Below are 22,336 nucleotides of genomic sequence, written 5' to 3'. Positions count from 1 at the left end.
GATTGCCCCAGGCGGTTCGGCACCTGCTTGGGCGCGCTTTGCTAGTCTACGAGCGCGTTGGCATCGCAGTCTCGGGCGGAGCGGACAGCATGGCGCTGCTCTCGCTGGCTGCGCGTTGCTGGCCCGGGCAGGTTGAGGCGGCGACAGTCGATCACCGATTGCGAGCCGATTCCGCAGCGGAAGCAGCCATGGTGGCCCGCTGGTGCCAAAACGAGGGCGTCCCCCACGCGATTTTGACGGTCGCACAGTCCCTCGAAGGCAATCTTCAGGCGGCGGCACGTGCGGCGCGCTATGCGTTGCTGGAGGACTGGCAGCGGGCGCGGGGCCTCGACTGGCTGATGACGGCGCATCAGGCGGACGATCAGCTCGAAACGCTGGTCCTGCGGCTCAATCGCGGGGCAGGGGTGGCGGGACTGTCAGCCATCCGGGCCCGGCGCGGGACATTGCTGCGGCCGCTGCTCAATGAGCGCCGCGCTGATCTGCGCGCGTGGTGCAAGAGCGAAAACGTCCCGTTCATCGACGATCCGAGCAATGAGAACCAGCGGTTTGACCGCGTAAGAGTTCGGCAGGCGCTGGCTGCCTGCAATCTGATTGACCCCAGTGGCATGAACCGCGCGCTGGAAGCGCTGGGCGAGGCGGAGGACGCCGTCGCCTGGATGCTGGACCGGCTCACCACCGAGCACCTCATGCTGGCCGAGGATCGCGCCGAGCTCAACCGAACAGACCTGCCGCCCGAGCTCCTTCGCCGCCTGATCTTGCGCATGATTGCCCATCTCAATCCGCAGGCAGAAAAACCGCGTGGGCCATCGCTGGATCAAGCGCTTGTTCAACTTTTCGATGGTAAGACCGTCACCTTGGCGGACTGCCTTGTCACCGGAGGGGCGCGATGGACGATGCGGCGGGCACCACCGCGCAGGTCGTGCTGAGCCCAAAGCCGTTCCGGGCATTGTGTTCCGGGCAGGAAGTCCTATTTTGGACCGCGAAAGCGAGTGGTTGATGAACGATAACAAAGAGCCGCAAGGCAATCCATGGATCAAGAGCGCCCTCATATTGGCGGGCGTGTTTCTTGCGCTGCTGATGTTCGTGACGGTGTTCGACAGCAAGGGCATGAGCAACAACGGCACCGCGATTGCCTATTCCGATTTCCGCGACCGGGTTTCCGCCGATGCGGTGAAGGAAGTGGCGATCGGTCCGGACCGGATCAGTGGCGTGCTCAAGAACGATCAGCGTTTCGTCACCTACGCCGTGCCGGACCCGCAGCTCACGGCGCTGCTGGACGAGCATAAGGTCAAATATAGCGGCCAGCCCGAAGAACAGCCGAACTTCTGGATGATCCTGCTCTACCAGTCGCTGCCGTTCATCCTGATCCTCGGCATCGCCTTTTTCGTTCTGCGCCAGATGCAGAAGGGTGGCGGCGCCGGCGGCGCGATGGGCTTTGGCAAGTCCAAGGCCAAGCTGCTCACCGAGAAGCAGGGCCGGGTGACGTTCGACGACGTGGCTGGCATCGATGAAGCCCGTGAGGAGCTTCAGGAGATCGTCGAGTTCCTCAAGGACCCGAGCAAGTTTGCGCGACTGGGCGGCAAGATCCCAAAAGGCGCGCTGCTGGTCGGCTCGCCGGGCACCGGCAAAACGCTGCTGGCGCGCGCGATCGCGGGCGAGGCGGGCGTGCCGTTCTTCACCATTTCCGGTTCTGACTTCGTCGAAATGTTTGTGGGCGTCGGCGCAAGCCGCGTGCGCGACATGTTCGAGCAGGCCAAGAAGAACGCACCCTGCATCGTCTTCATCGACGAGATCGACGCGGTTGGCCGCCATCGTGGCGCGGGCCTGGGCAATGGCAATGACGAGCGCGAGCAGACGCTGAACCAGCTGCTGGTCGAGATGGATGGGTTTGAATCGAACGAAGGCATCATCATCATCGCCGCGACCAACCGGCCTGACGTGCTTGATCCGGCGCTGCTGCGCCCGGGTCGTTTCGACCGTCAGGTCGTCGTGCCGCGTCCGGACATCGAGGGTCGTATCAAGATCCTCGAAGTGCATATGGCCAAGGTGCCGCTGGCGCCGGACGTCGACGCGCGGACGATCGCGCGTGGTACGCCCGGCTTCTCCGGTGCCGACCTCGCCAATCTCGTCAACGAGGCGGCGCTGATGGCCGCGCGGCGCGGCAAGCGTCTTGTGGCCAGCGCCGAGTTCGAGGCGGCCAAGGACAAGGTGATGATGGGCTCCGAGCGGCGCTCGATGGTCATGACCGAGGACGAGAAGAAAATGACGGCCTATCATGAGGCTGGTCACGCCATCGTCGCGATCCACGAGCCGGCGTCCGATCCGATCCACAAGGCGACCATCATCCCGCGCGGTCGCGCACTGGGCATGGTGATGCGTCTGCCCGAGCGGGACAGCTACAGCTATCACCGCGATAAGATGCACGCCAATCTGGCGGTCGCCATGGGCGGGCGCGTGGCTGAGGAAGTGATCTTCGGTCACGAGAAGGTGTCGTCCGGCGCGTCCGGCGATATTCAGTACGCCACGCGGCTCGCGCGCGACATGGTCACCCAGTGGGGCATGTCCGACGAGCTGGGGCCGCTGCAATATGAGGAGCCGCAGGGCGAGACCTTCCTCGGTTACTCGCAAAGCCAGCGCGTGCACATGTCCAATGAAACCGCGCAGAAGATCGACGCGGAGATCCGCAAGGTTGTCGAATCCGGTTATGATCGGGCCAAGACGGTGCTGAGCGATCATCTCGACCAGCTTCACCTGCTGGCCAATGCGCTGCTGGAGTTCGAAACGCTCTCGGGCGACGAGATCAAGACTCTGATCGACAAGGGCGAACTCGTGCGTCCGAGTGGTGAGAAGATCCGGCCCTCTCCGGTCCCGGTGACGGGCACGTCGATCCCCAAGACGGGCAAGCGCAAAGGCCCGATCAGCGATCCGACGCCGCAAAACGTCTGACCCTCATGAGGGTGAACACGAAAGACTGATTGTCGCCGCGAGCCCACGGGCTTTGCGGCGACATTCATTTCAACAGGCGGCCATTTCAAGAAGCGGCGCAGGAGGACGGATGCCCATCTATATTGACGAAAGCGGCAGTCTTCCCGCGGGCGCCATGATCATGGCTGGCGTCGAGATCGAGGCGGATGCCGCCGACCGGCTGCTGGCTCGGTTTCGTGCGGTTGTGGGTTTGCGCGGTGAGCTCAAGGGCAGCCGGATCGGCCTTGTCGAACGCGCCTTCTTCTTCGAACTGCTCGACCGGTTTGATGCCCGGGCCAAGATTTGCATCATCCGCGCCGACCCGCAAGACGCCGGACGCCGTCCCGAAGACCTCGACGTCTATGTCGCCCTGCTCACCCAACTGGTGGACGAATGGCGACCGGACGCGGAGGAGGATTGTCTGCAGGTCTTCATCGATGCGGGTCGCTATGACACGCTGGTGCTGGAATCCGTGCGGCACGACATTGCCAAAAGGCTCGCGCGATGCGGCAGCGCGCAGATGATCGACAGCCGGCGCTCGGCCGGGGTGCAGATCGCCGATGTCGTCGCCAACAGCTTCTACAACATCGCGATCCGGTCTGGCCGCTCCGCGCGGATCGAGACGATCGTCGAACCCTTTCTTGCAGGCGGCGTGCTGCAAACCAGCGATTTGCGCCACAGGCCGGCACCCCGCGCGCCGCATCCGGTCGCGGCAAGGCACGATTGACATCGAATTCAGTCCCTAGCCGCATCAAAAAAGGCGGCTTCGACTGTGCCGAAACCGCCTTTCAATCTGATGTTCTGGGGGCTTAGCCGTCGTAATCGGCACCCAGGCTGTGCGAGCGCGGCGGCGTCGCAGCCGTGAGGCGCAGCGCCTCGGCAGAGCGTGCGATCGAGCCGATTTCGTCCGGCGTGTCGTCGTCGTCGATCTGCATCTTCTGCATCGAGCCGACGAGGTCGTGCTTGAGGTCGTCCGGCATGATCGTCTCTTCGGCGATCTCGCGCAGAGCCACGACCGGGTTCTTGTCGCGATCCCGATCAACGGTCAGTTCGGCGCCACCGGAGATGGTCCGGGCGCGCTGCGCCGCCAGGAGAACGAGGTCGAACCGGTTGGGAACCTTGTCGATGCAATCTTCGACAGTAACGCGCGCCATGCTTGGCTCCTGAACAGATTAAGGAGAATGCGGGAAAGGCTGTCGGCTAACAGTCGAGGGAGCGAAAGTCAAGAAAATCGCAGGGGCGATGGGAGGCTCGCGGCGTTGCGATCATGGAAACAATAGCGTCCATCCGGCATTGAAAGGGTGGGATGCGCGTGATGGTTGGCAAGGCAGGGTGGTTGACGCATGAGGGGGGCATGACAGGCAACGTCTCTACGCTGGCACCGCGTGTGCAGGATGATCGCCTGCACGAGGTGGCCGGTAACAAGCTTAGGTTGCTGCCCGGCGGGCAGGACCGGCTCGATACGCTGCTCAACCTGATTGGCAACGCGCGCGAGACGCTCGACCTCTATTTTTATATTTTCGCGTCCGACGACTGCAGCAGGCTGATCCGTGACGCTCTGGTCGAGGCCTGCAAGCGCGGCGTCGCTGTCACACTGATGATCGACGCGTTCGGATCGGCGCGGACGCCCGATGGTTTCTTCGATGCCTTCATCTGTGCTGGCGGGCGTTTCGCCCGGTTCGGCGCGCGCCGATCCATGCGCTACCTGATCCGCAATCATCAGAAGATCGTGATCTGCGACGGCCGCCGGGCGATGATCGGCGGGTTCAATTGCGAGAACAGCTACTTCGCCGGCCCCGAGGACGCAGACGGCTGGTGCGACCTCGGCCTCACGCTGGAAGGACCGCTCGTCGAAGATCTCGGCCGATGGTATGAGGGATTGGCGAAGTGGAGCCTGGAGAGCCGGCAGCGGTTCAGCCATCTGCGCCGGCTGGTCCGCACCTGGCAGCCCGGCGAAGGAAAGGCGCGCTGGCTGATCGGGGGACCGACGCGCTTTCTAAACAGCTGGGCCAAGTGTGTGAAGACGGATTTGCACCATGGCTGCACGCTCGATCTGGTGGCGGCCTATTTCTCCCCGAGCCCCGGCATCATGCGCCGCATAGCGGGCATCGCCCAGCGCGGGAGCGCCCGGCTCATCACCCCTGAGCGATCCGACAACACCACCACGGTCGGTGCTGCCCGCCACCTTTATCGGCGGCTGCTGCGGGCCGGGGTGCAAATCATGGAATATCAGCCGCAGAAGCTGCACATGAAGCTGATCGTCATCGATGACGTCGTCTATGTGGGATCAGCCAATTTCGATATGCGCAGCCTGTTCCTCAATCTGGAGCTGATGCTGCGCATCGAGGATGCCGAATTTGCCCGCGCCGCGCGCGCGCTGGTCGACACGATGGCGAAGGACAGCACGGTCATCGACGGCCGCACTTATGCGGCGCTCGCCAGTCCATTCAGTCGGTTTCGCTGGTGGATTGATTATCTTCTGGTCGGCGTGGCCGACTATACCGTTACGCGACGGCTAAACTTTCGGCGTCGCTAAGCGCCGCGCCCGCTTCGTTTCCCTTGCGGGCCCAGAATAGGCGGGCAGGGGGAATGCATCGCCACACCATGCCTTGCGCGACATTCGCGAAATTGGCTTCAAGGCGTGAGAGCACGAAGCGCGAATATTGATAGACGAGAAACTGCCCGCCCGGACGGATGGCGCGCGCCGTTGCGGCAGCGATGTCGTCGGCGACAGCGGGGGGCAGGGTGGAAAAGGGCAGGCCGGAGATGATGTAATCCGCGGCCTCGAAACCCTCACGTGCGAGAATGGCTTCCACATCGGCGGCCGATCCTTCCACGCAGATCAGCCTTGGGTCCGCCATGTGCTGGCGCAGGTGGGTTACGAACATGGGATTGGTATCGATGGCGATCAGCCGCGCGTCCGGCCCAAGCCGCTCAAGAATGCGCCGGGTGAACACGCCCGTGCCCGGCCCATATTCGACGACGCAACGCACATCCTGCCAATCGACCGGATCGAGCAGGGCGTGAATGGCGATGTCGGACGTGGGGATCACCGATCCTACCATCCGCGGATGGCGGATGAACTGTTGAAGGAACAAAAATTTGGGAGACATTGCCAACGTCGTTGCGGTCACTTTCCGGACTTCCCTCTCTTTGACGTGACAAATTAACGCGCGACGCGCAAGGTCGTTTCTTAAGCCTTGAAGAATATTGCTAAAATTCTTCGGCCGACACCAATTCTTATCGCGCGCTTGTCTTAGGCTGTTGGGCCGCTCTGCTTGTCGCCCAGCTCCAGACCGTGCTTCATGAGCATGGGGACATTGGCCATGGCGAACAGCATCGAGGCAGCGGTAACGCCCCAGACCTTGACCAGCAGCCAGGTATCGAAATCGAGCGACATCCGCATCAGTTCATTCGCCACGCCGAGCGCCGCGAAGAAGAAGCCCCAGTTGCGCGAGAGCTTGAGCCAGCCCGTTTCATCCAGCCCGCTATAGGCCGACTGCAGCAGGTAGCGCAGCAATGGCCGGCCACCCATCCAGCCACCGATCAGCATCAGCGCAAAGAAGCCGTAAATGATCGTCGGCTTGAGCTGGATGAAGGCCGGATCGTGGAAATACAGCGTCAGGGCGCCGAAGAAGAGGACGAGGATCGCCGAGAGCCAGAGCATCGGCGACACTTTGCCCAGCCGCCACTTGCTGACCACGACGGCCACCGCAATCGCGGCCATGAAGGCGGCGGTGCCGGCAAACATGCCGATGAACTTGGTGGCGAGGAAGAAGACGAGCAGCGGCCCGAAATCAAGCGCCATCGGCAGCCAGCTTTCGCCCTTGGGGCCGGGTGCGATCGGCGCGGAATCGATGGTCGCGTCCACGCGGGGCGGGGCTTTGTCGTCAGCGTGCATAAGCCGCTCCTGCAATGGCGTGGGCGAGTTCGCCGGGGTCAAAGGGGCGCAGATCGTCGATCTTCTCGCCTACGCCGATGGCGTGAATGGGCAGGCCGAATTTCTCGGCCGCCGCGACCAGAACGCCGCCCCGCGCCGTGCCATCCAGCTTGGTCATCACCAGCCCGGTGACATTGGCGACATTCTGGAAAATCTCGATCTGCGACAGCGCATTCTGGCCGGTCGTCGCGTCGAGCACGAGCACGACATCATGCGGCGCGGCGGGGTTGAGGCGCCCCAGCACGCGGCGGATCTTGGCCAGCTCGTCCATCAGCTCGGTGCGGTTCTGCAACCGCCCGGCGGTATCGACGATAAGGATGTCCGTGCCCTGCGCGGTCGCCTGCTTGACCGCGTCGAACACCACGCCTGCCGCATCGCCGCCTTCCGGCCCGGTGACGATGGGCACGCCCAACCGCTCGGCCCAGATGCGCAACTGGCCGATGGCTGCGGCGCGGAAGGTGTCGCCGGCCGCCAGCATCACACTGTAGTCCTGCTCCTGGAACAGATGGGCGAGCTTGGCGATGGTCGTCGTCTTGCCCGAGCCGTTGACGCCGATGACCAGGATGACCTGCGGGCGCGGGAAAGCCTCGATCTCGATGGGCCTGGCTACCGGGGTCAGCACCTTCTCGATTTCCTCGGCGAGGATCTCGCGCAGATATTCCTCGGTCAGTTCCTTGTTGAAGCGCCCCTCGGCCAGCCGGTCACGGATGCGCGCGGCCATCGCCGGCCCGAGATCGGTGGTGTAGAGCGCTTCCTCCAGCTCATCGAGCGTCTGCTCATCCAGCGCCGCCTTGGCAAAGACGCCGGAAATGCTCTCGCCGAGCCGGTCGGAAGTGCGTTTGAAGCCGCCGAAAAGGCGATCGCGCCAGGAAAGTTCAGCCATGCACGGCTCCATGCGCGATGAGCGTGTTTCCCTCAAGCCCCGTGATGCGGGCGCGGACGATCTCGCCGGGCTTTTGTGGGGTAGCAAAGCGGACCGGCGCGAAGCTCTCGCCATGGCCGATGAGGCCGCTGGTCTCGATCAGCACGCTCTGGGTGGAGCCGACGAGGGCGCGAAGCCATGCCATCCGTCCCGCTTCACAGGCGGCCCGAAGCCGCGCGGCGCGCTCGCGGATTACGCCCCGGTCGAGCTGGGGCATCCGCGCAGCCGGGGTGGTGTCACGCGGCGAGTAAGGGAAAATATGGCCGTGAACGATGCGGCAATTACGAACCAGCGCCAAGCTGTTCTCGAACATCGCGTCATCCTCGGTCGGGAAGCCGGCGATGATGTCCGCGCCGATGGCGATCTCCGGGCGCCGCGCGTGCAAGCGCTCGACCAGATCGACGGCTTGGGCACGGCTATGCCGACGCTTCATCCGCTTGAGGATCATGTCGTCGCCTGCCTGCAGCGAGAGATGGACATGCGGCATGAGCCGCGGTTCGCCGGAGATGAGGTCGAACAGCCGGTCGTCGATCTCGATGCCGTCGAGCGAGGAGAGGCGCAGGCGGGGCAGATCGGGCACATGGCGCAGGATGCGCTCGACCAGCAGCCCGAGACTGGGCGTGCCGGGCAGGTCCGGGCCATAGCTCGTCACGTCGACGCCGGTGAGCACGATTTCCTGTACGCCCTCATCCACCAGCGCGCGGACCTGATCCACGACGGCGCCGGCGGGCACCGACCGGCTCGGTCCACGGCCGAAGGGGATGATGCAGAAGGTGCAGCGATGATCGCAGCCATTCTGCACCACCACGAAGGCGCGGACCCGCTCGGCAAAGGCGGCCAGCAGGTGCGGCGCCTGATGTTCGAGGGTCATGATATCGGCGACGCGGACCCGCTCGGGCGATGAAATCTCCCCTCCGTTCGTGTCGAGCGAAGTCGAGACACCAGAGGACGAGCCTGGCCGTATCTCGACTTCGCTCGATACGAACGGAGAGGTCCGGAGATGCTCTGCAAAGTCCGCCTTCTCGCCATTCCCGATCACGGCGGCAACCTCCGGCATAGCAGCGAACATGGCCGGATCGGTCTGCGCCGCGCAGCCGGTGACGACGATGCGCGCTTCCGGCCGGGCGCGGTGGGCGCGGCGAATGGCCTGGCGGGTCTGGCGGACGGCCTCGCCGGTGACCGCGCAGCTGTTCACCACGACAAGATCGTCCCGCCCGCCCAGTTGCTGGCGAATGGCCTCACTCTCGGCAATGTTGAGCCGGCAGCCGAGCGTGATGACCTCGGGGCCGGTCATGCGGCGGGTGCGAACTCAGTCGGATCGAGCGTGCCATCGAACACATGGGCAGCCGGGCCGGTCATGCTGATATGGCCGCCGGGCGCCCAATTGATGAGAAGATCGCCGCCCGGCAGGCTGACCCGCACCGGCCCTTGCGCGATCCGCCGGCGAAGCGCGCTGACTGCCGTCGCGCAGGCGCCGGTCCCGCAGGCCTGGGTGAAGCCAGCTCCGCGTTCCCAGACCACCAACCGAATATGGTCGGGCGCGAGCATCTGCGCGAAATTCACGTTCACGCGGGCTGGGAACAGCGGATCATGCTCGATCAGCGGCCCGAGGCGCGCCATGTCCACATCATCCAGCGCATCGACGAAGAACACCACATGCGGGTTGCCAATGCTCACCGCGGACGGCGCCGGCAGATCGTCCCAGCTCACCGGCATGGTGAGCGTGTCCATGGCATAAGCCAGCGGCACCTGCTCCCAATCCGTCCGCGCCTCGCCCATGTCGACGCTGACCAAATTACCCTGGCGATGCGCCTCCAGCAGTCCGGCATTGGTCTCGATGGTCACGTCCCGCCCCACGAACAGCGGCACGCAGCGGGTCGCATTGCCGCACGCATCGACCTCGCTGCCATCCTGGTTGAAGATGCGCATGGAGACATCGGCGCGCTCGGAGGCACCGACGACGATCAGCTGATCGCATCCCACCCCGGTCCGACGGTCGGCAATGGCCCGTGCCAGCTGCTCGGTCATGACGACAGGTCGCTCGCGGGCATCGATGACCACGAAGTCATTTCCGAGGCCGTGCATCTTGGCGAAGGAGAGAAGGGCGGGGTTGGCAGACATGCGGCGCATTTAGGCGCGCGAGGCGGCGAAGTCCATGTTTCGCGGAAAAATGCAGCCGCGCGGGGTTGTCACTGCGGCCCCCAACGCCCATTCTCTATCGAAGCTGATGAGATGGAGGAGGCATGATGAGACGATTGACCCTGGTGGCGGCACTGGCGCTTCTTTCTGCCTGCGGCCAATCCGGGTCAAATCTCTCGGAGGACGTCTCGAACAGCCTCAACGTGCTGGAAGGCGATGTCGGATCGCAAGCCAAGGCAGCCAATGCGATGAACAGCGCCGGCAATAGCGCGGCGAATAGCGCAGAACCCGGCAAAGTGCTCGTCGGCGGCCTGCCCTTGCGGCTGGGCTATTATGTTTCCAATGAAACGGCGTGTGAGTCAGCCTCCAAAGCCACGGTCACGCTGATCGGCCGGAATGGCTATAGCGGCGCGCGCTACAGTTGCACCTTCGGCACCATCGAGAAAACCGGACCCACCACCTATCGGGTGACCGAGACATGCGGCGAAGGCGATGCCATCGCGAACCGGCAGGAGGTGCGCACCAGCACCCGGACCTACGACGTGACCGATGCGGAAAATTATGCGGCCCAATCGGACAGCGGCTGGGCCAACAAGGCGCGCTACTGCCCGCAGAGCAGCCTGCCGGCACCGTGGAAAGACGAGGATATGCGCGCGCTGACCGGCGCGCCGCCACCAGAAAAGCCCTGACGCTTCACCGGCGGGTCACAAGTACCCGCCACAAGATTGCGCTTTTGCCTCTGCGGCCCTTTTGCGGTATCCGGCCCGCAGTTCCCCTCATTCAACCGCTGGAGAAGCCCCTGTGGGATATCGTGTCGTCGTCGTAGGCGCCACCGGCAACGTCGGTCGCGAAATGCTCAACATCCTTGCCGAGCGGGAGTTCCCCATCGACGAGATCGCGGCCGTCGCCAGCGCGCGGTCGACCGGCGACGAGATCGAATTCGGCGAGACCGGCAAGATGCTCAAGGTCAAGAATATCGAGCATTTCGATTTCACGGGCTGGGATATGGCCCTGTTCGCCGCCGGCTCCGGACCGACCAAGGAATATGCCCCCAAGGCCGCTGCTGCTGGCTGCGTGGTGATCGACAACAGCTCGCTCTACCGCATGGACCCGGATGTGCCGCTTATCGTGCCGGAAGTGAATCCCGAGGCCATCGAGGGCTACAAGCGCAAGAACATCATCGCCAACCCCAATTGCTCGACAGCCCAGCTCGTCGTGGCGCTCAAGCCGCTGCACGATGCCGCCAAGATCAAGCGCGTGGTGGTGGCGACCTATCAGTCCGTGTCGGGCGCCGGCAAGGAGGGGATGGACGAGCTGTTCGAGCAGAGCCGCAACATCTTCGTCGGCGATTCCGCCGAGCCCAAGAAGTTCACCAAGCAGATCGCCTTCAACGTCATTCCCCACATTGACGTGTTTCTCGACGATGGCTCCACCAAGGAAGAGTGGAAGATGGTGGTCGAGACCAAGAAGATCCTCGATCCCAAGATCAAGGTCACGGCGACGTGCGTGCGCGTGCCGGTATTCGTCGGCCACAGCGAGGCCGTGAACGTCGAGTTCGAGGACGAGATCAGCGCGAAGGAAGCGCAGAAGATCCTGCGTGAGGCGCCGGGCGTGATGCTCGTCGACAAACATGAGGACGGCGGATACGTCACCCCGGTCGAGTGCGTAGGCGATTATGCGACCTTCGTCAGCCGCGTGCGCGAGGATTCGACCGTCGAGAACGGCCTGTCGCTCTGGTGCGTCTCGGATAATCTGCGCAAGGGCGCAGCGCTGAATGCGGTGCAGATCGCCGAACTGCTCGGCCGCAAGCACCTGCAGAAGGGCTGACCGTAATGGGCCGGGCTCGAGCGCGCGAAGCCTTGCCCGCATTGCAATGGGGGCTACTCGGATCGCTGCTCTCTGCCGTCGGGCTCGCCAATATCGATCAGCCCTTTCCGGCGCTGGCGCCGCTTCAACATGCGCCGACGGTGTTGCTGGTGATTGTGGCGCCCTGGCTGCTGCGCCGCTGGCCGCTCACCGTGCGCAGCGTGGGACTGATCTGGCTGTTCCTGCTGCTGCACACGGTTGGCGGACGTTATATCTATTCCTACGTGCCTTACGAAGGTTGGATCGCCGGGGTCACTGGCGATGCCGCAGCGGCTCTCCTGGGATCGGCGCGCAATGGCTATGACCGGTTCATCCACCTTATGTTCGGGTTACTCCTCACGCCAGTGTTCGCCGAGATCGGCCAGCGGCATGGCGCGTTGCGGCGCGGGACGGCGTGGCTGCTCGCCTTCGCGTTGGTAGGTCTGGCTAGTGCGCTCTACGAAGTGTTCGAGTGGCTACTGACGCTGATGCTCGCCGGCGATACCGCCGATTATTATAACGGCCAGCAAGGCGACATGTGTGACCCGCAGAAGGACATGGCACTTGCGCAGATCGGCAGCGGCTTCGCGTGTCTGATCTCACGCGCTGCGATTGGTCGTTGGAGTCCCCTCACTCGCTGATCGGCGGCGGCGGGGGCGATCCTGGCCCCCGCTTGGGCTTGCGCAGGAAGAAGGCGGCCGGGATGATCAGCGTGCTGACGATGGCCATGGCGTAGAAATCGTCGAGGAAGGCGATCATCGTCGCCTGCTGGTTCACGATCCCGTCGATTGTCGCGAGCACGGTCGTGCCGAAGCTGCCGAAGCGCTGCAACTCGCTCGGGTCCACCGGCAGATGGGCAGACGAGATATGCTGCGTGAGATCGGCATGGCTGACCTGGCTGTTGCGCGCCAGCAGCGCCATCACCACCGCGATACCAATGGACGAGCCGATGTTCCGGGTGAGGTTGAGCACGGCGGCGCCCTCGGTGCGGGCGCCGGGTGGCAGGGTGCCGAAGGCGAGCATCTGCAGGGGCACGAATACGATGCCGATACCGGCCCCCTGAACCACGCCGGTGACCACGAACGGCACCCAATTCTGCTCCAGTGACCAGCCGGTCATCATCCACAAAGAACTGGCCGTGACCGAGAAGCCGCCGGCAATCAGCACGCGCGGATCGATGAGGCTGGTCAGGCGGCTGGAAAGGGCCATGGCCGCCAGCAGACCGGCACCGCGCGTGGCCAGAATCCAGCCGGTGTCGACCACCGAATAGCCATAGAGGCCCTGGAGCAGCGGCGGGAGCAGCGCCATGGCGGCGAACATCACCAGCCCGATGATGAACATGAACGCAGCGGCGCTCAGGAAATTGCGATCTGCGAAGAGGGCAGGGGCGAAGAGCGGCTTGCGGGCGGTGAGCGTGTGGACTGCGAACATCCACAGGCCGCTGACGGCCAGAGCGGCCTCGACCCAGATTTCCGTCGAGGAGAACCAGTCGGCATGTTGCCCGCGGTCAAGCATGAGCTGGAGGCTCGCCAGACCCAAGGCGATCAGCGCGAAGCCGAACAGGTCGAAGTTCCGCCGCTGGAGCGGCTTCTCGGGGAGAAGAGCGTAAAGTCCGACCAGGCAGACGATGCCGAAAGGGACGTTGACGAAGAAGCACCAGCGCCAGTCGATCCACTCGGTCAGCCAGCCGCCGACCACCGGCCCCATGATCGGGCCGATCATGACGCCCATGCCATAGACGGACATTGCCTTGGCGTGCTGGGAGGGGCGATTGATGTCGAGCATCAGGCTCTGTGCCAGCGGGCCGACAAAGGCGCCGCCGACACCCTGCAGGGCGCGGAACAGCACCATTTCCGTCAGGCTCTGCGCAATGCCGCAGAGCACGGAGGCCACCACGAAGACGAAGACGGAAATCAGCAGCAGGCGTCGCGTCCCGATCCGGTCCGCAAGCCAGCCGGTGATGGGAATGGCGATGGCGGCGGCGAGGATGTAGCTGGTGAGCACCCAGCTGATCGTCTCGTCACTGGCACCAAGCGAAGCGCGCATGTGCGGCAGCGCCACGTTGGTGATCGTCGTATCGAGCACCTGCATGATCATGGCCGACATGATCGCCATGGTCAGCAGCGCCTTGTGGCGCACCTGCAGTTGCGGAAGATCCGACGTAGGAGCCATGATGCCGGTTTGCGTCAGCGGGCGGAGGCGACTGCGGCGCCGGCCTTGGTCGCGTGAATGTCCACCGTCACCTTCGCGCTCAAGCCCGCGATCATCGGCCGCTCCGGATGGCCGTCGATAGCGATGCGCACCGGCACGCGCTGCGTCACTTTCACCCAGTTGCCATTGGCATTCTGGGCCGGGAGCACCGAGAATTCAGAGCCGGTGCCCGCGCCAATGCTATCGACATGGCCACGGATATGCGAGCCGGGATAGGCATCGATCTTGATGTCCGCGCTCTGGCCCGGGCGCATCCTGTCGAGATCGGTTTCCTTGAAATTCGCGGTCACCCAGATCCGGTCGCTTGCGACGATGCTGACCAGTGGCAGACCTTGCACCGCCATCTGACCGACTTGCAGGCGACTGGCCTGGCTGATCCGGCCGGAGACCGGGGCATGGACCACGGTGCGATCGAGGTTGAGAGCGGCCTGATCGCGCTGGGCCTGCGCCGCGGCGATTTCAGGATTCACGCCCGGCACCTGCGCGCCGTTGGCGAGCGCCGCCTTGGCCTTGGCGGCATCGGCTTCCGCCGTGCGCAGCCGCGTGCGGGCATTGTCGAGCGCCTGCTGGGATTGCTGGAGACGGGCGCGTGTGGTGAACCCGTCCTTCATCAGCGCCTGCTGCCGGTCGAGATCCTGCTGGGCGTAATAGACGTCCTCACGCGCACCGGTGATGTCGACATTCGTTGCCTGAAAATCCGTGCGGAGACGGCCGACTGCGACCTGCGCATTGGCGATCTGGGCGTTGGCCTGCTGGAGCGCGACCTTGTAGGGCTGCTGGTCGACGACGAACAGCACGTCTCCGGCCTTCACCATCTGGTTCTCGCGAACCTTCACCTCGATGATCCGCCCTGCGACATCACTGCCGACTGCCACGATGTCCTGCTTTACATAGGCATTGTCGGTCGACACGGTGCGCCCGCTTGTCGCCCAGAACCACGCGCCCACCGCCAGAATGATCAGCGGCACCGAAATCATGAGCAGGCGGTTGCGCAAGCGCTTGCCGCGCGGCTCCGCTGCGGCTGATTCATCGGGTGCGGCCACGGTCTCGGCAGGCGCAGGCGCCTGAGCGGTCGGACGCAGGGCAGGATCGGCTTCAGACATGGACTGCCGCCTCCTTTGCGGCCTCGTCAGTGGCAGGCTGGCTATCACCGGAAAGATTGTCGCGGATGCGGCAGAGCACGGAAAGCACGGTTTCCTGATCCGCCGCTGAAATGCCGGCGAGCGATTCATTCAGAACCCGCTGGCCGATCTGCTGCAATTCGGCGGCGAGCGGCTTGGCCGCCTCGGTCAGGAACAGCTGCCAGGCGCGGCGATCCTGCGGATCACGGCGGCGCTCGACCATGTCGGCCTGCTCGAGACGGTCCACCATGCGGCAGGTCGTGATCGGCTCGACATCCAGCCGCTCGGCAAGCGCGCCTTGGTTGATGCCCGGAAAGCGCATGATCTGCGCGAGCGCGCGCATCTGCGGCCCGGTAATGCCAAGGCTGCGGGTGCGCTCGTCGAACCGGCGGCGATACAGGCGTCCGAGGTCGCCGATCGCAAAGGCGAGATGATTGCCGTCCATAATGCCGGCGCATTTAGTAAGCGGGCTTATTAAAAGCAAGTCCAGACTCTGTACCCCGCCGACGGGACGGCGCGCTCATTTCCCGCGTATTCGCCTTGCCTTTCGGACCCCATCTCCGCCACAATCGGGCGATGACAGACACATCGACGATCCGCCTCGACCATCTTCAGGGCCATGGCGGCACGCGCATCGCCGTCCATCGGCTCGGCGATGGGCCGGCGGTCATCATGCTGCATGGCCTTAGTTCCAGCGCGCAAATCAACTGGCAGCGATATGGCACGGCCCAGAAAATCGCCGATGCCGGTTTCGAGGCGATCATGATCGATCAGCGCGTGCATGGCAGCAGCGATGCGCCGACGGATGCCGATGCCTATCCGCAGGACGTGATGCTGCTCGACATGGGAGCGGTGATCGGCGCGCTGGGCGTCACGCAGTTCGATCTCGTCGGCTATTCCATGGGTGCGCGGCTGTGCCTGGGACTGATCGACCGGGGCATGACGCCTCGCAGGCTGGTGCTCGGCGGCATGGGCCTGGAAGGCCTGCTGGAGTGGACGCGCCGCCGGCAGTTCTTTCTCAACGCACTCGATCATTTCGAGACAGTGCGGCCGGGCGACCGCGACTATATGGCCATCCAGTTCATGAAGACTATGAAGATCGATCCGGTCGCCTTGCGACTGCTGCTGATGAGCATGAGCGATATGGATCGCGCGGTGCTGGCCAAGGTGACGATGCCGACCCTGGTGCTGTGCGGCGAGGATGATGACGATAATGGGTCGGCTGATGCGCTGGTCGCGGCTCTGCCCAATGCACAGCGCGGGACATGCCCCGGCACCCATATGACAGCGATCACCAAACCGGAATTCGGACAGGCCATCGCCGATTATCTCGCGGGTTGACGAACCTAGCCCTGACAGGCCAGCTTGGCCGCAATCCACAGGTTCAGGGACACCAATCATGCTCAATCCCGTTTCGCGCCTTGCCGTAGCGGCAGCGCTCTCATTGGCCGTTTGCGGCGTGCCGGCTTTGGCCCAGGCCGATTCGGCTCCGGCGCAGGCCGCGCCCACGGCGGCTCAGGCCGATGCGCTCGTGGCGCAGGCGGAGAAGGAATTCTTCGATTATTCGCTGGAGGCCAATCAGGTCTATTGGGTCAACGCGACCTATCTGACCGAGGATACCGATGCGCTTGCCGCCCGCGTCGGCGCCAAGGGCACCGAGATGTCGGTCCGCTATGCGCTGGAGGCCGCCAAGTTCGAGAAGGTGCCGGGCCTCTCCTACGATACAAAGCGCAAGCTCGACATCTTGCGGGCAGGCATCGTGCTGCCGGCGCCGACCACGTCCGGCGCTGCCGCCGAGCTGAACGCCATCGCGACCAAGCTGCAGTCCGATTATGGCAAGGGCCGCGGCACGCTGGACGGCAAGCCGATCAACGGCAGCGATATCGAAGCGGAGATGGGCAATCTCGACCACACGCCGAACGAATATCGGGAGATGTGGACGAGCTGGCACGACAATGTCGGCAAACCGATGCGCGGCGAGTTCGAGCGGCTGGTAACCATCGCCAATGAAGGCGCCAAGGAGCTGGGCTTTGCGGATGCAGGCGCGATGTGGCGCTCCAATTACGATATGCCGCCGGACGACTTCGCCAAGCTGACCGAGAAGCTCTGGCAGGATGTGAAACCGCTCTACGATTCGCTGCACTGCTATGTGCGGGACAAGCTGAACGCCAAATATGGCGACGCGGTCCAGCCCAAGACCGGGCCGATCCGCGCCGATCTGCTCGGCAACATGTGGGCGCAGGAATGGGGTAATATCTACCCGCTGGTCGCGCCGGCCGGGGCCGGCGATCTGGGCTATGACATCGGCGCGCTGCTCAAAGCCAAGGGCTATGTGGAAACCAGCCCGACCGAGGCCGACCCCGCCAAGCGGGGCAAGTGGGAAACGCAGATGTTCAAGTTCGGCGAGGGCTTCTTCTCCTCGCTCGGCTTCGACCCGCTGCCGGAAACCTTCTGGACGCGCACCCAGTTCATCAAGCCGCTCGACCGGGAAGTGGTCTGCCACGCTTCGGCCTGGGATATCGACAACACGGACGATATCCGCATCAAGATGTGCACCAAGGTGGACAGCGGTGACTTCGTCACCATCCACCATGAGCTGGGGCACAATTATTATCAGCGCGCCTACAAGGACAAGAGCTTCCTCTATCTGAACGGCGCCAATGACGGCTTCCACGAGGCCATTGGCGACACCATCGCGCTGTCGATCACGCCGCAATATCTGGTCGACATCGGCCTGCTCGATCCGTCCAAGGTGCCGGGCACGGACAAGGACATCGGCCTGCTGCTGCGGCAGGCGATGGACAAGATCGCCTTCTTGCCCTTCGGCCTGCTGATCGATCGCTGGCGCTGGGGCGTGTTCGACGGCTCCATCCAGCCGGCGGACTACAACAAGGCGTGGAATGCCATGCGGCTGCAATATCAGGGCATCGTTCCGCCAACGGACCGTCCGGATGACGCGTTCGACGCCGGCGCGAAATATCACATTCCGGCGAGCGTGCCCTACACCCGCTACTTCCTGGCGCGGCTGCTGCAGTTCCAATTCTATGAGGCTGCCTGCAAGCAATCGGGCTGGAAGGGGCCGCTCCACCGCTGTTCCTTCTACGGCAACAAGGCCGTTGGTGAAAAGCTGAACGCTATGCTGGAAATGGGCGCCTCCCGCCCGTGGCCGGATGCGCTGGAGACCTTCACCGGCTCGCGCGAGATGAGCGGCAAGGCGCTGGCCGCCTATTTCTCGCCGCTGAAGACCTGGCTTGACCGGCAGAACAAGGGAAAGAGCTGCGGCTGGTGAGCCGCCAGCGGGGCAGGGCGAGCCGCTCTGCCCCGTCCTTACACCGAAGCTTTGATAGTCCGCTGATGCGCTAGGCGCGGGCGAGGCGAGTGGACGTGCGAATGATGGTTAACGCAGCAGGGAATGCGCGCAATGCTTAGATAAACATGCTATTTGACAGCATGTTAGATGGTCTGGTGGGCATATGGTCTGGCTTCTCCTGTTAATCGTCTCGGCCGGCATTGGCTTGCTCGCATCGTCCCTTCCCTCGATCCATTCGATCCTCAAGGCCCTCAAAGGTGGCGATTTGTACCGCCGCTGGAATCGCCTTCGCTGGTTGGTCGTCGGCTTCATCATGGCCTATGCCGTGTACGGCAGCACCCGCTTTGCCACGGTGTCGGAGCCAACGGATTTGCTTGGCAGTCTGATTCTGCTGGCGGGCGGGTTCTTCGTGCTCGCCGTGGCCCGGCTCTCCGCGCTGACCACGCAGGATCTCGTGCGCATCGCCATACTGGAGCGCGACGTGGTGCGCGATCCGCTCACCGGCACGTTCAACCGGCGCTATCTCGACACAAGGCTGGACGAAGAGATCAGCCGCTCCCGCCGCTCGGGCCTCCCCCTTTCCACGCTGATGATCGATCTCGACCATTTCAAAGGCGTCAATGATTTCTATGGGCATCTGGTGGGGGATCAGGTGCTGCGGCATGTCAGTTCGTTGATCCAGAGCCAGGTGCGCCTGAATGACATCGTGGTGCGCTATGGTGGCGAAGAGTTCGTCGTCATCACCCCGGACAGCAGCCTGGAAGATGCGGCGCGGCTGGGGCACCGGCTGCTGCGGCAGTTGCGCGACCACAGCATCGATCTGCCCAATGGCGACACGCTGGCGGTCACCGCCAGCATCGGCGCGGCCACGCTGGCGGAGGCGGAGGGGCGCACGACATTCCTGCGCCGGGCGGACGATGCGCTGTATGAGGCCAAGCGCGGGGGCCGCGATCGGCTTTGCGTCGCCGGCCGGCTGGCGGAGGAGAGCCCGGCCTGACGTCCCTTCGCGCCGTCAGCGAAACGGCGGCTCGTTGAACGCGCGCAGCTTGCGGCTGTGCAGGCGGTCGCCCTGCTGGCGCAGGCGTTCGCAGGTCTCGATGCCGATGGCGAGGTGGCCCGCTATGGCTTCCTCGTAGAAGCGATTGGCCTGGCCCGGCAGCTTGAGTTCGCCATGGATCGGCTTGTCGGAGACGCACAGCAACGTGCCATAGGGCACCCGGAAGCGATATCCTTGGGCAGCGATGGTCGCGCTCTCCATATCCACCCCGACCGCGCGGGATAGGGAGAAGCGCAGGGCCGAACGCGAGTAGCGCAGCTCCCAGTTGCGGTCGTCCGTCGTCACGATGGTGCCGGTGCGCAGGCGGCGCTTCATGTCGCCGCTGGCGCCCAGAATATGCTCGCACGCCTCGGCCATCGCCACCTGCACCTCGGCAATGGCGGGCACCGGAATTTCCGGCGGCAGCATTTCATCGAGCACATGGTCGTCGCGCAGATAGGCATGGGCCAGCACATAATCGCCGATCCGCTGACTCGGACGCAGGCCGCCACAGTGGCCGATCATCAGCCATGCCTCGGGCCGCAACACGGCGAGATGATCGCAGATGGTCTTCGCGTTGGCGGGGCCGACGCCGATGTTGACCAGCGTGATCCCCGTGCCGTCAGGAGCGATCAGATGATAGGCCGGCATCTGGTGACGCCGCCAGGCGCTGTCAGCGATCGCGCTTTCCGGATTGGCGGTGTCGGCGGTGACCTCGACTCCCCCCGCGCCCGAAAGCGCTGTGAAGCGCGTGCCCGGTCGCTTGAGTTCGGTGCAGCCCCAGCGAACGAATTCATCGACATAGCGGTGATAGTTGGTGAACAGAATGTAGCGCTGGACGTGCTCGGGCGGCGTGCCGGTATAATGCCGCAGACGCGCCAGACTGAAATCCGTGCGCAGCGCATCGAACAGCGCCAGCGGTCGCTCGCCTGATGGGCCGGGCAACAGCAGCCCGTCTGCCACCTCATCACCGATCTGCGCCAGCTCCGTCGAGGGGAAATGACGCGCCAGCTCGCTGGGCGGAATTGCGGCAAGTGTGCCGGCGGGCAGCGAATCCAGCACATAGGGGAACGGGATCGCCTGATCGCTCCGACCCACGCTGACTTCCACCTCATAATCGGCCATCAGCAGATCGAGCTGTTCGGTCAGATAGCGCGCGAACATCTGCGGCCGGGTGATCGTCGTCACATAATGGCCGGGGCGAGAGAGGCGCGCGAACGAGCGGCGGCTCGGCACGCCGTCATTGGTCTGATGATAGTCGATGATCAGCGATGGATAGCAGAAATCCCGGTCCGCCACCGAGCGGGCGGAAGGCACGGTGCCATCCTTGGCATAAGCGAAAATGGCCTCGCGCAGATTGGCGGTCGCGGTTTCATAGCCGGCGATCAGCGCTTCGACGATGTGGGTGCTGGAAGCTTGGTTCATGCCCCTTCATAGCTGGCCTGTATGACAGGCGGAAGAGGGGCGGGGGGCGGGGCAGCAGCGACCTGTGCCGCCGCCCCGCTCGCAATGGTCTTAGAGCTGCTCGAGCATGAAATCTGCGCTGGAGACGCGGAATTCGCCCGGCGCTTCGACATGGAGCTGCTCGACCACGCCATCATTGACCAGCATCGAGAAACGCTGGCCGCGCGTGCCGAGGCCGAACTTGCTGCCGTCCATGGTGAGGCCGACGGCTTCGGCGAAGCTGCCATTGCCGTCTGCCAGCATCGTCACCTTGCCGTCAGCCGACGAGGCCTTGCCCCACGCGCCCATGACGAACGGATCGTTGACGGCGGTGCAGGCGATCTCGTCGACGCCCTTGGCCTTGAGGTCGCTTTCCTTCTCGATATAGCCCGGCAGGTGCTTGGCCGAGCAGGTGGGCGTGAAGGCGCCCGGAACGGAGAAGAGCGCGACCTTGCGGCCAGCAAAATAATTCTTGCTGTCAACCGGTTCTGGGCCGTTTTCGGTCATCTTGACGAAGGTTGTTTCGGGCAGCGTGTCGCCAACTTTGATCGTCATCGGTGTCTCCTGTTCTGGGGGAAAGGGCTCGGCTGGTGAACCAGCGCGCAGCGAGCAAGTCGGTGTTCGGCTTGCGCCTGTCAAGGTCGATGCTGTGCGGGGCCGGGCGGCTCTGCGGTACGATGGCCGCTCAGCCGGACGGGTCAACCGCCTGCGGGGTGGACGCATGCTCCTCAACAAGGCATGGTCGCGATCAGGAGGCCCATCGCATGAGCGCGCCCGCGCAACCGAGACTCTCCCTCGCCGGCAAATTGTTGCTGGCCATGCCGGATATGCCGGACGCGCGGTTCGAGCGCGCAGTCATTCTCCTGTGCGTGCATGACGAGGGCGGCGCCCTGGGCATCGCGCTGCACGAGCCGATGGAGGGCATGGGACTGCACGCTCTGCTTGGCTCGTTAAGCATCGACGCGCAGTCGGTGGGCGACGAGCCTGTGTTGCAAGGCGGCCCTGTCGAGCCGCGCCGCGGCTTTGTGCTGCACAGTCGGGACTGGATGACAGCGGACAGCCACCCCATTGATGACGAGATTGCGCTCACCGGATCGATGGAGGTGTTGCATGCCGTTGCTTCGGGCGGCGGGCCGGCGCGGTGGCTGGTCGCCTTGGGCTATGCCGGGTGGAGCGCGGGACAGCTGGAAACGGAGCTGGCCGCGCCGGGCTGGTATCTCAGCAAGGCGCAACCCTATCGGCTATTCTCGATGGCGCCAGAGAACCGCTGGGCCGGTGCGTTTTCGCTCGAAGGCATCGATCCCGCGATGCTGACCGGCAATATGGGGCACGCCTGACGCGGCAGGCTGGCTTCCTTCATCCCTCTCGCCCGACCCCAATCACATAAAGATATCTTTATATTTGC

22 protein-coding genes are annotated in these 22,336 nt (G+C 64.2%); 11 read left to right on the top strand and 11 right to left on the bottom strand.

All coding sequences use genetic code 11. From position 1 onward, the window contains the following. Positions 1-38: 38 nt before the first annotated feature. The 3 genes from tilS (at position 39) to M2331_RS07750 (ending at position 3,691) form a co-directional block, all read left to right on the top strand. Positions 39-926: a tRNA lysidine(34) synthetase TilS gene (tilS, locus tag M2331_RS07760; RefSeq protein WP_264592328.1), complete on the top strand. Its 888-nt coding sequence runs from the start codon at positions 39-41 to the stop codon at positions 924-926. A gap of 70 nt (positions 927-996) precedes the next feature. Beyond that, complete coding sequence (gene ftsH, locus M2331_RS07755; RefSeq protein WP_181559746.1) at positions 997-2,946, top strand: ATP-dependent zinc metalloprotease FtsH; 1,950 nt, start codon at positions 997-999, stop codon at positions 2,944-2,946. 109 nt (positions 2,947-3,055) lie between these two features. Further along, positions 3,056-3,691: a DUF3800 domain-containing protein gene (locus M2331_RS07750; RefSeq protein WP_181559745.1), complete on the top strand. Its 636-nt coding sequence runs from the start codon at positions 3,056-3,058 to the stop codon at positions 3,689-3,691. 82 nt (positions 3,692-3,773) lie between these two features. On the opposite strand, the gene rpoZ is transcribed toward M2331_RS07750, so the two are convergent. Beyond that, a complete protein-coding gene (rpoZ, locus tag M2331_RS07745; RefSeq protein WP_181559744.1) occupies positions 3,774-4,118 on the bottom strand; it encodes a DNA-directed RNA polymerase subunit omega in 345 nt (114 codons plus the stop codon). A gap of 200 nt (positions 4,119-4,318) precedes the next feature. Between rpoZ and M2331_RS07740 the strand changes: the two genes are divergently transcribed. Then, a complete protein-coding gene (locus tag M2331_RS07740; protein WP_181559743.1) occupies positions 4,319-5,500 on the top strand; it encodes a phospholipase D-like domain-containing protein in 1,182 nt (393 codons plus the stop codon). On the opposite strand, the gene M2331_RS07735 is transcribed toward M2331_RS07740, so the two are convergent. From M2331_RS07735 to dapF, 5 genes are all read right to left on the bottom strand, one after another. Beyond that, the gene (locus M2331_RS07735) at positions 5,469-6,077 is read right to left on the bottom strand and encodes a class I SAM-dependent methyltransferase (protein WP_181559742.1); all 609 of its coding nucleotides are present in this window, start codon (positions 6,075-6,077) and stop codon (positions 5,469-5,471) included. The genes M2331_RS07740 and M2331_RS07735 overlap by 32 nt on opposite strands. A gap of 143 nt (positions 6,078-6,220) precedes the next feature. Continuing rightward, the gene (locus M2331_RS07730) at positions 6,221-6,865 is read right to left on the bottom strand and encodes an inner membrane-spanning protein YciB (RefSeq protein ID WP_181559741.1); all 645 of its coding nucleotides are present in this window, start codon (positions 6,863-6,865) and stop codon (positions 6,221-6,223) included. Continuing rightward, on the bottom strand, positions 6,855-7,787 hold the full coding sequence (gene ftsY / locus M2331_RS07725) for a signal recognition particle-docking protein FtsY (protein WP_181559740.1): 933 nt from the start codon (positions 7,785-7,787) through the stop codon (positions 6,855-6,857). The genes M2331_RS07730 and ftsY overlap by 11 nt, the downstream gene beginning before the upstream one ends. Next, positions 7,780-9,120: a tRNA (N(6)-L-threonylcarbamoyladenosine(37)-C(2))-methylthiotransferase MtaB gene (mtaB, locus tag M2331_RS07720; RefSeq protein WP_181559739.1), complete on the bottom strand. Its 1,341-nt coding sequence runs from the start codon at positions 9,118-9,120 to the stop codon at positions 7,780-7,782. Before mtaB ends, ftsY begins: the two co-directional genes overlap by 8 nt. After that, positions 9,117-9,947 (bottom strand): diaminopimelate epimerase, encoded by an 831-nt coding sequence (dapF, locus tag M2331_RS07715; RefSeq protein ID WP_181559738.1) that lies wholly within the window; start codon positions 9,945-9,947, stop codon positions 9,117-9,119. The genes mtaB and dapF overlap by 4 nt, the downstream gene beginning before the upstream one ends. Positions 9,948-10,069: 122 nt before the next feature. On the opposite strand from dapF, the gene M2331_RS07710 reads away from it, so the two are divergent. The 3 genes from M2331_RS07710 to M2331_RS07700 all read left to right on the top strand — a co-directional run bounded on the left by M2331_RS07710 (position 10,070) and on the right by M2331_RS07700 (position 12,451). Continuing rightward, the gene (locus tag M2331_RS07710; RefSeq protein WP_181559737.1) at positions 10,070-10,654 is read left to right on the top strand and encodes a hypothetical protein; all 585 of its coding nucleotides are present in this window, start codon (positions 10,070-10,072) and stop codon (positions 10,652-10,654) included. 112 nt (positions 10,655-10,766) lie between these two features. Then, positions 10,767-11,792 (top strand): aspartate-semialdehyde dehydrogenase, encoded by a 1,026-nt coding sequence (locus M2331_RS07705; protein ID WP_181559736.1) that lies wholly within the window; start codon positions 10,767-10,769, stop codon positions 11,790-11,792. 5 nt (positions 11,793-11,797) lie between these two features. After that, positions 11,798-12,451: a DUF2238 domain-containing protein gene (locus M2331_RS07700; protein WP_181559735.1), complete on the top strand. Its 654-nt coding sequence runs from the start codon at positions 11,798-11,800 to the stop codon at positions 12,449-12,451. On the opposite strand, the gene M2331_RS07695 is transcribed toward M2331_RS07700, so the two are convergent. Genes M2331_RS07695 through M2331_RS07685 form a run of 3 tightly spaced genes read right to left on the bottom strand, consistent with a single transcriptional unit; the run spans position 12,441 to position 15,587 of the window. Next, entirely contained in the window at positions 12,441-13,982 is a 1,542-nt protein-coding gene (locus M2331_RS07695; RefSeq protein WP_181559734.1) for a DHA2 family efflux MFS transporter permease subunit, read from the bottom strand. The genes M2331_RS07700 and M2331_RS07695 overlap by 11 nt on opposite strands. 14 nt (positions 13,983-13,996) lie before the next feature. After that, positions 13,997-15,124, bottom strand: a complete 1,128-nt coding sequence (locus tag M2331_RS07690; RefSeq protein ID WP_181559733.1) for an HlyD family secretion protein — start codon at positions 15,122-15,124, stop codon at positions 13,997-13,999. Then, entirely contained in the window at positions 15,117-15,587 is a 471-nt protein-coding gene (locus M2331_RS07685) for a MarR family winged helix-turn-helix transcriptional regulator (RefSeq protein ID WP_181559732.1), read from the bottom strand. Before M2331_RS07685 ends, M2331_RS07690 begins: the two co-directional genes overlap by 8 nt. Positions 15,588-15,718: 131 nt before the next feature. On the opposite strand from M2331_RS07685, the gene M2331_RS07680 reads away from it, so the two are divergent. From M2331_RS07680 to M2331_RS07670, 3 genes are all read left to right on the top strand, one after another. Beyond that, positions 15,719-16,483: an alpha/beta fold hydrolase gene (locus M2331_RS07680; protein ID WP_181559731.1), complete on the top strand. Its 765-nt coding sequence runs from the start codon at positions 15,719-15,721 to the stop codon at positions 16,481-16,483. A gap of 58 nt (positions 16,484-16,541) precedes the next feature. Further along, positions 16,542-18,431: a M2 family metallopeptidase gene (locus M2331_RS07675; RefSeq protein WP_181559730.1), complete on the top strand. Its 1,890-nt coding sequence runs from the start codon at positions 16,542-16,544 to the stop codon at positions 18,429-18,431. Positions 18,432-18,615: 184 nt separating this feature from the next. Beyond that, positions 18,616-19,449, top strand: a complete 834-nt coding sequence (locus M2331_RS07670) for a GGDEF domain-containing protein (protein ID WP_181559729.1) — start codon at positions 18,616-18,618, stop codon at positions 19,447-19,449. A 15-nt stretch (positions 19,450-19,464) separates the two neighbouring features. Here M2331_RS07670 and M2331_RS07665 read toward each other — a convergent pair whose 3' ends face one another. Next, positions 19,465-20,913 (bottom strand): AMP nucleosidase, encoded by a 1,449-nt coding sequence (locus M2331_RS07665; protein ID WP_181559728.1) that lies wholly within the window; start codon positions 20,911-20,913, stop codon positions 19,465-19,467. Positions 20,914-21,003: 90 nt separating this feature from the next. Then, positions 21,004-21,486 (bottom strand): peroxiredoxin, encoded by a 483-nt coding sequence (locus M2331_RS07660; RefSeq protein WP_181559727.1) that lies wholly within the window; start codon positions 21,484-21,486, stop codon positions 21,004-21,006. Between the two features lie 209 nt (positions 21,487-21,695). Here M2331_RS07660 and M2331_RS07655 point away from each other — a divergent pair, with 209 nt between their 5' ends. Continuing rightward, a complete protein-coding gene (locus M2331_RS07655) occupies positions 21,696-22,268 on the top strand; it encodes a YqgE/AlgH family protein (RefSeq protein WP_181559726.1) in 573 nt (190 codons plus the stop codon). Positions 22,269-22,336 lie beyond the last annotated feature (68 nt).

Origin of the sequence: Sphingobium sp. B10D7B (assembly GCF_025961955.1) — a bacterium.
Classification (GTDB): Bacteria; Pseudomonadota; Alphaproteobacteria; order Sphingomonadales; family Sphingomonadaceae; genus Sphingobium.
This window is presented reverse-complemented; position numbering and strand designations above follow the sequence as displayed.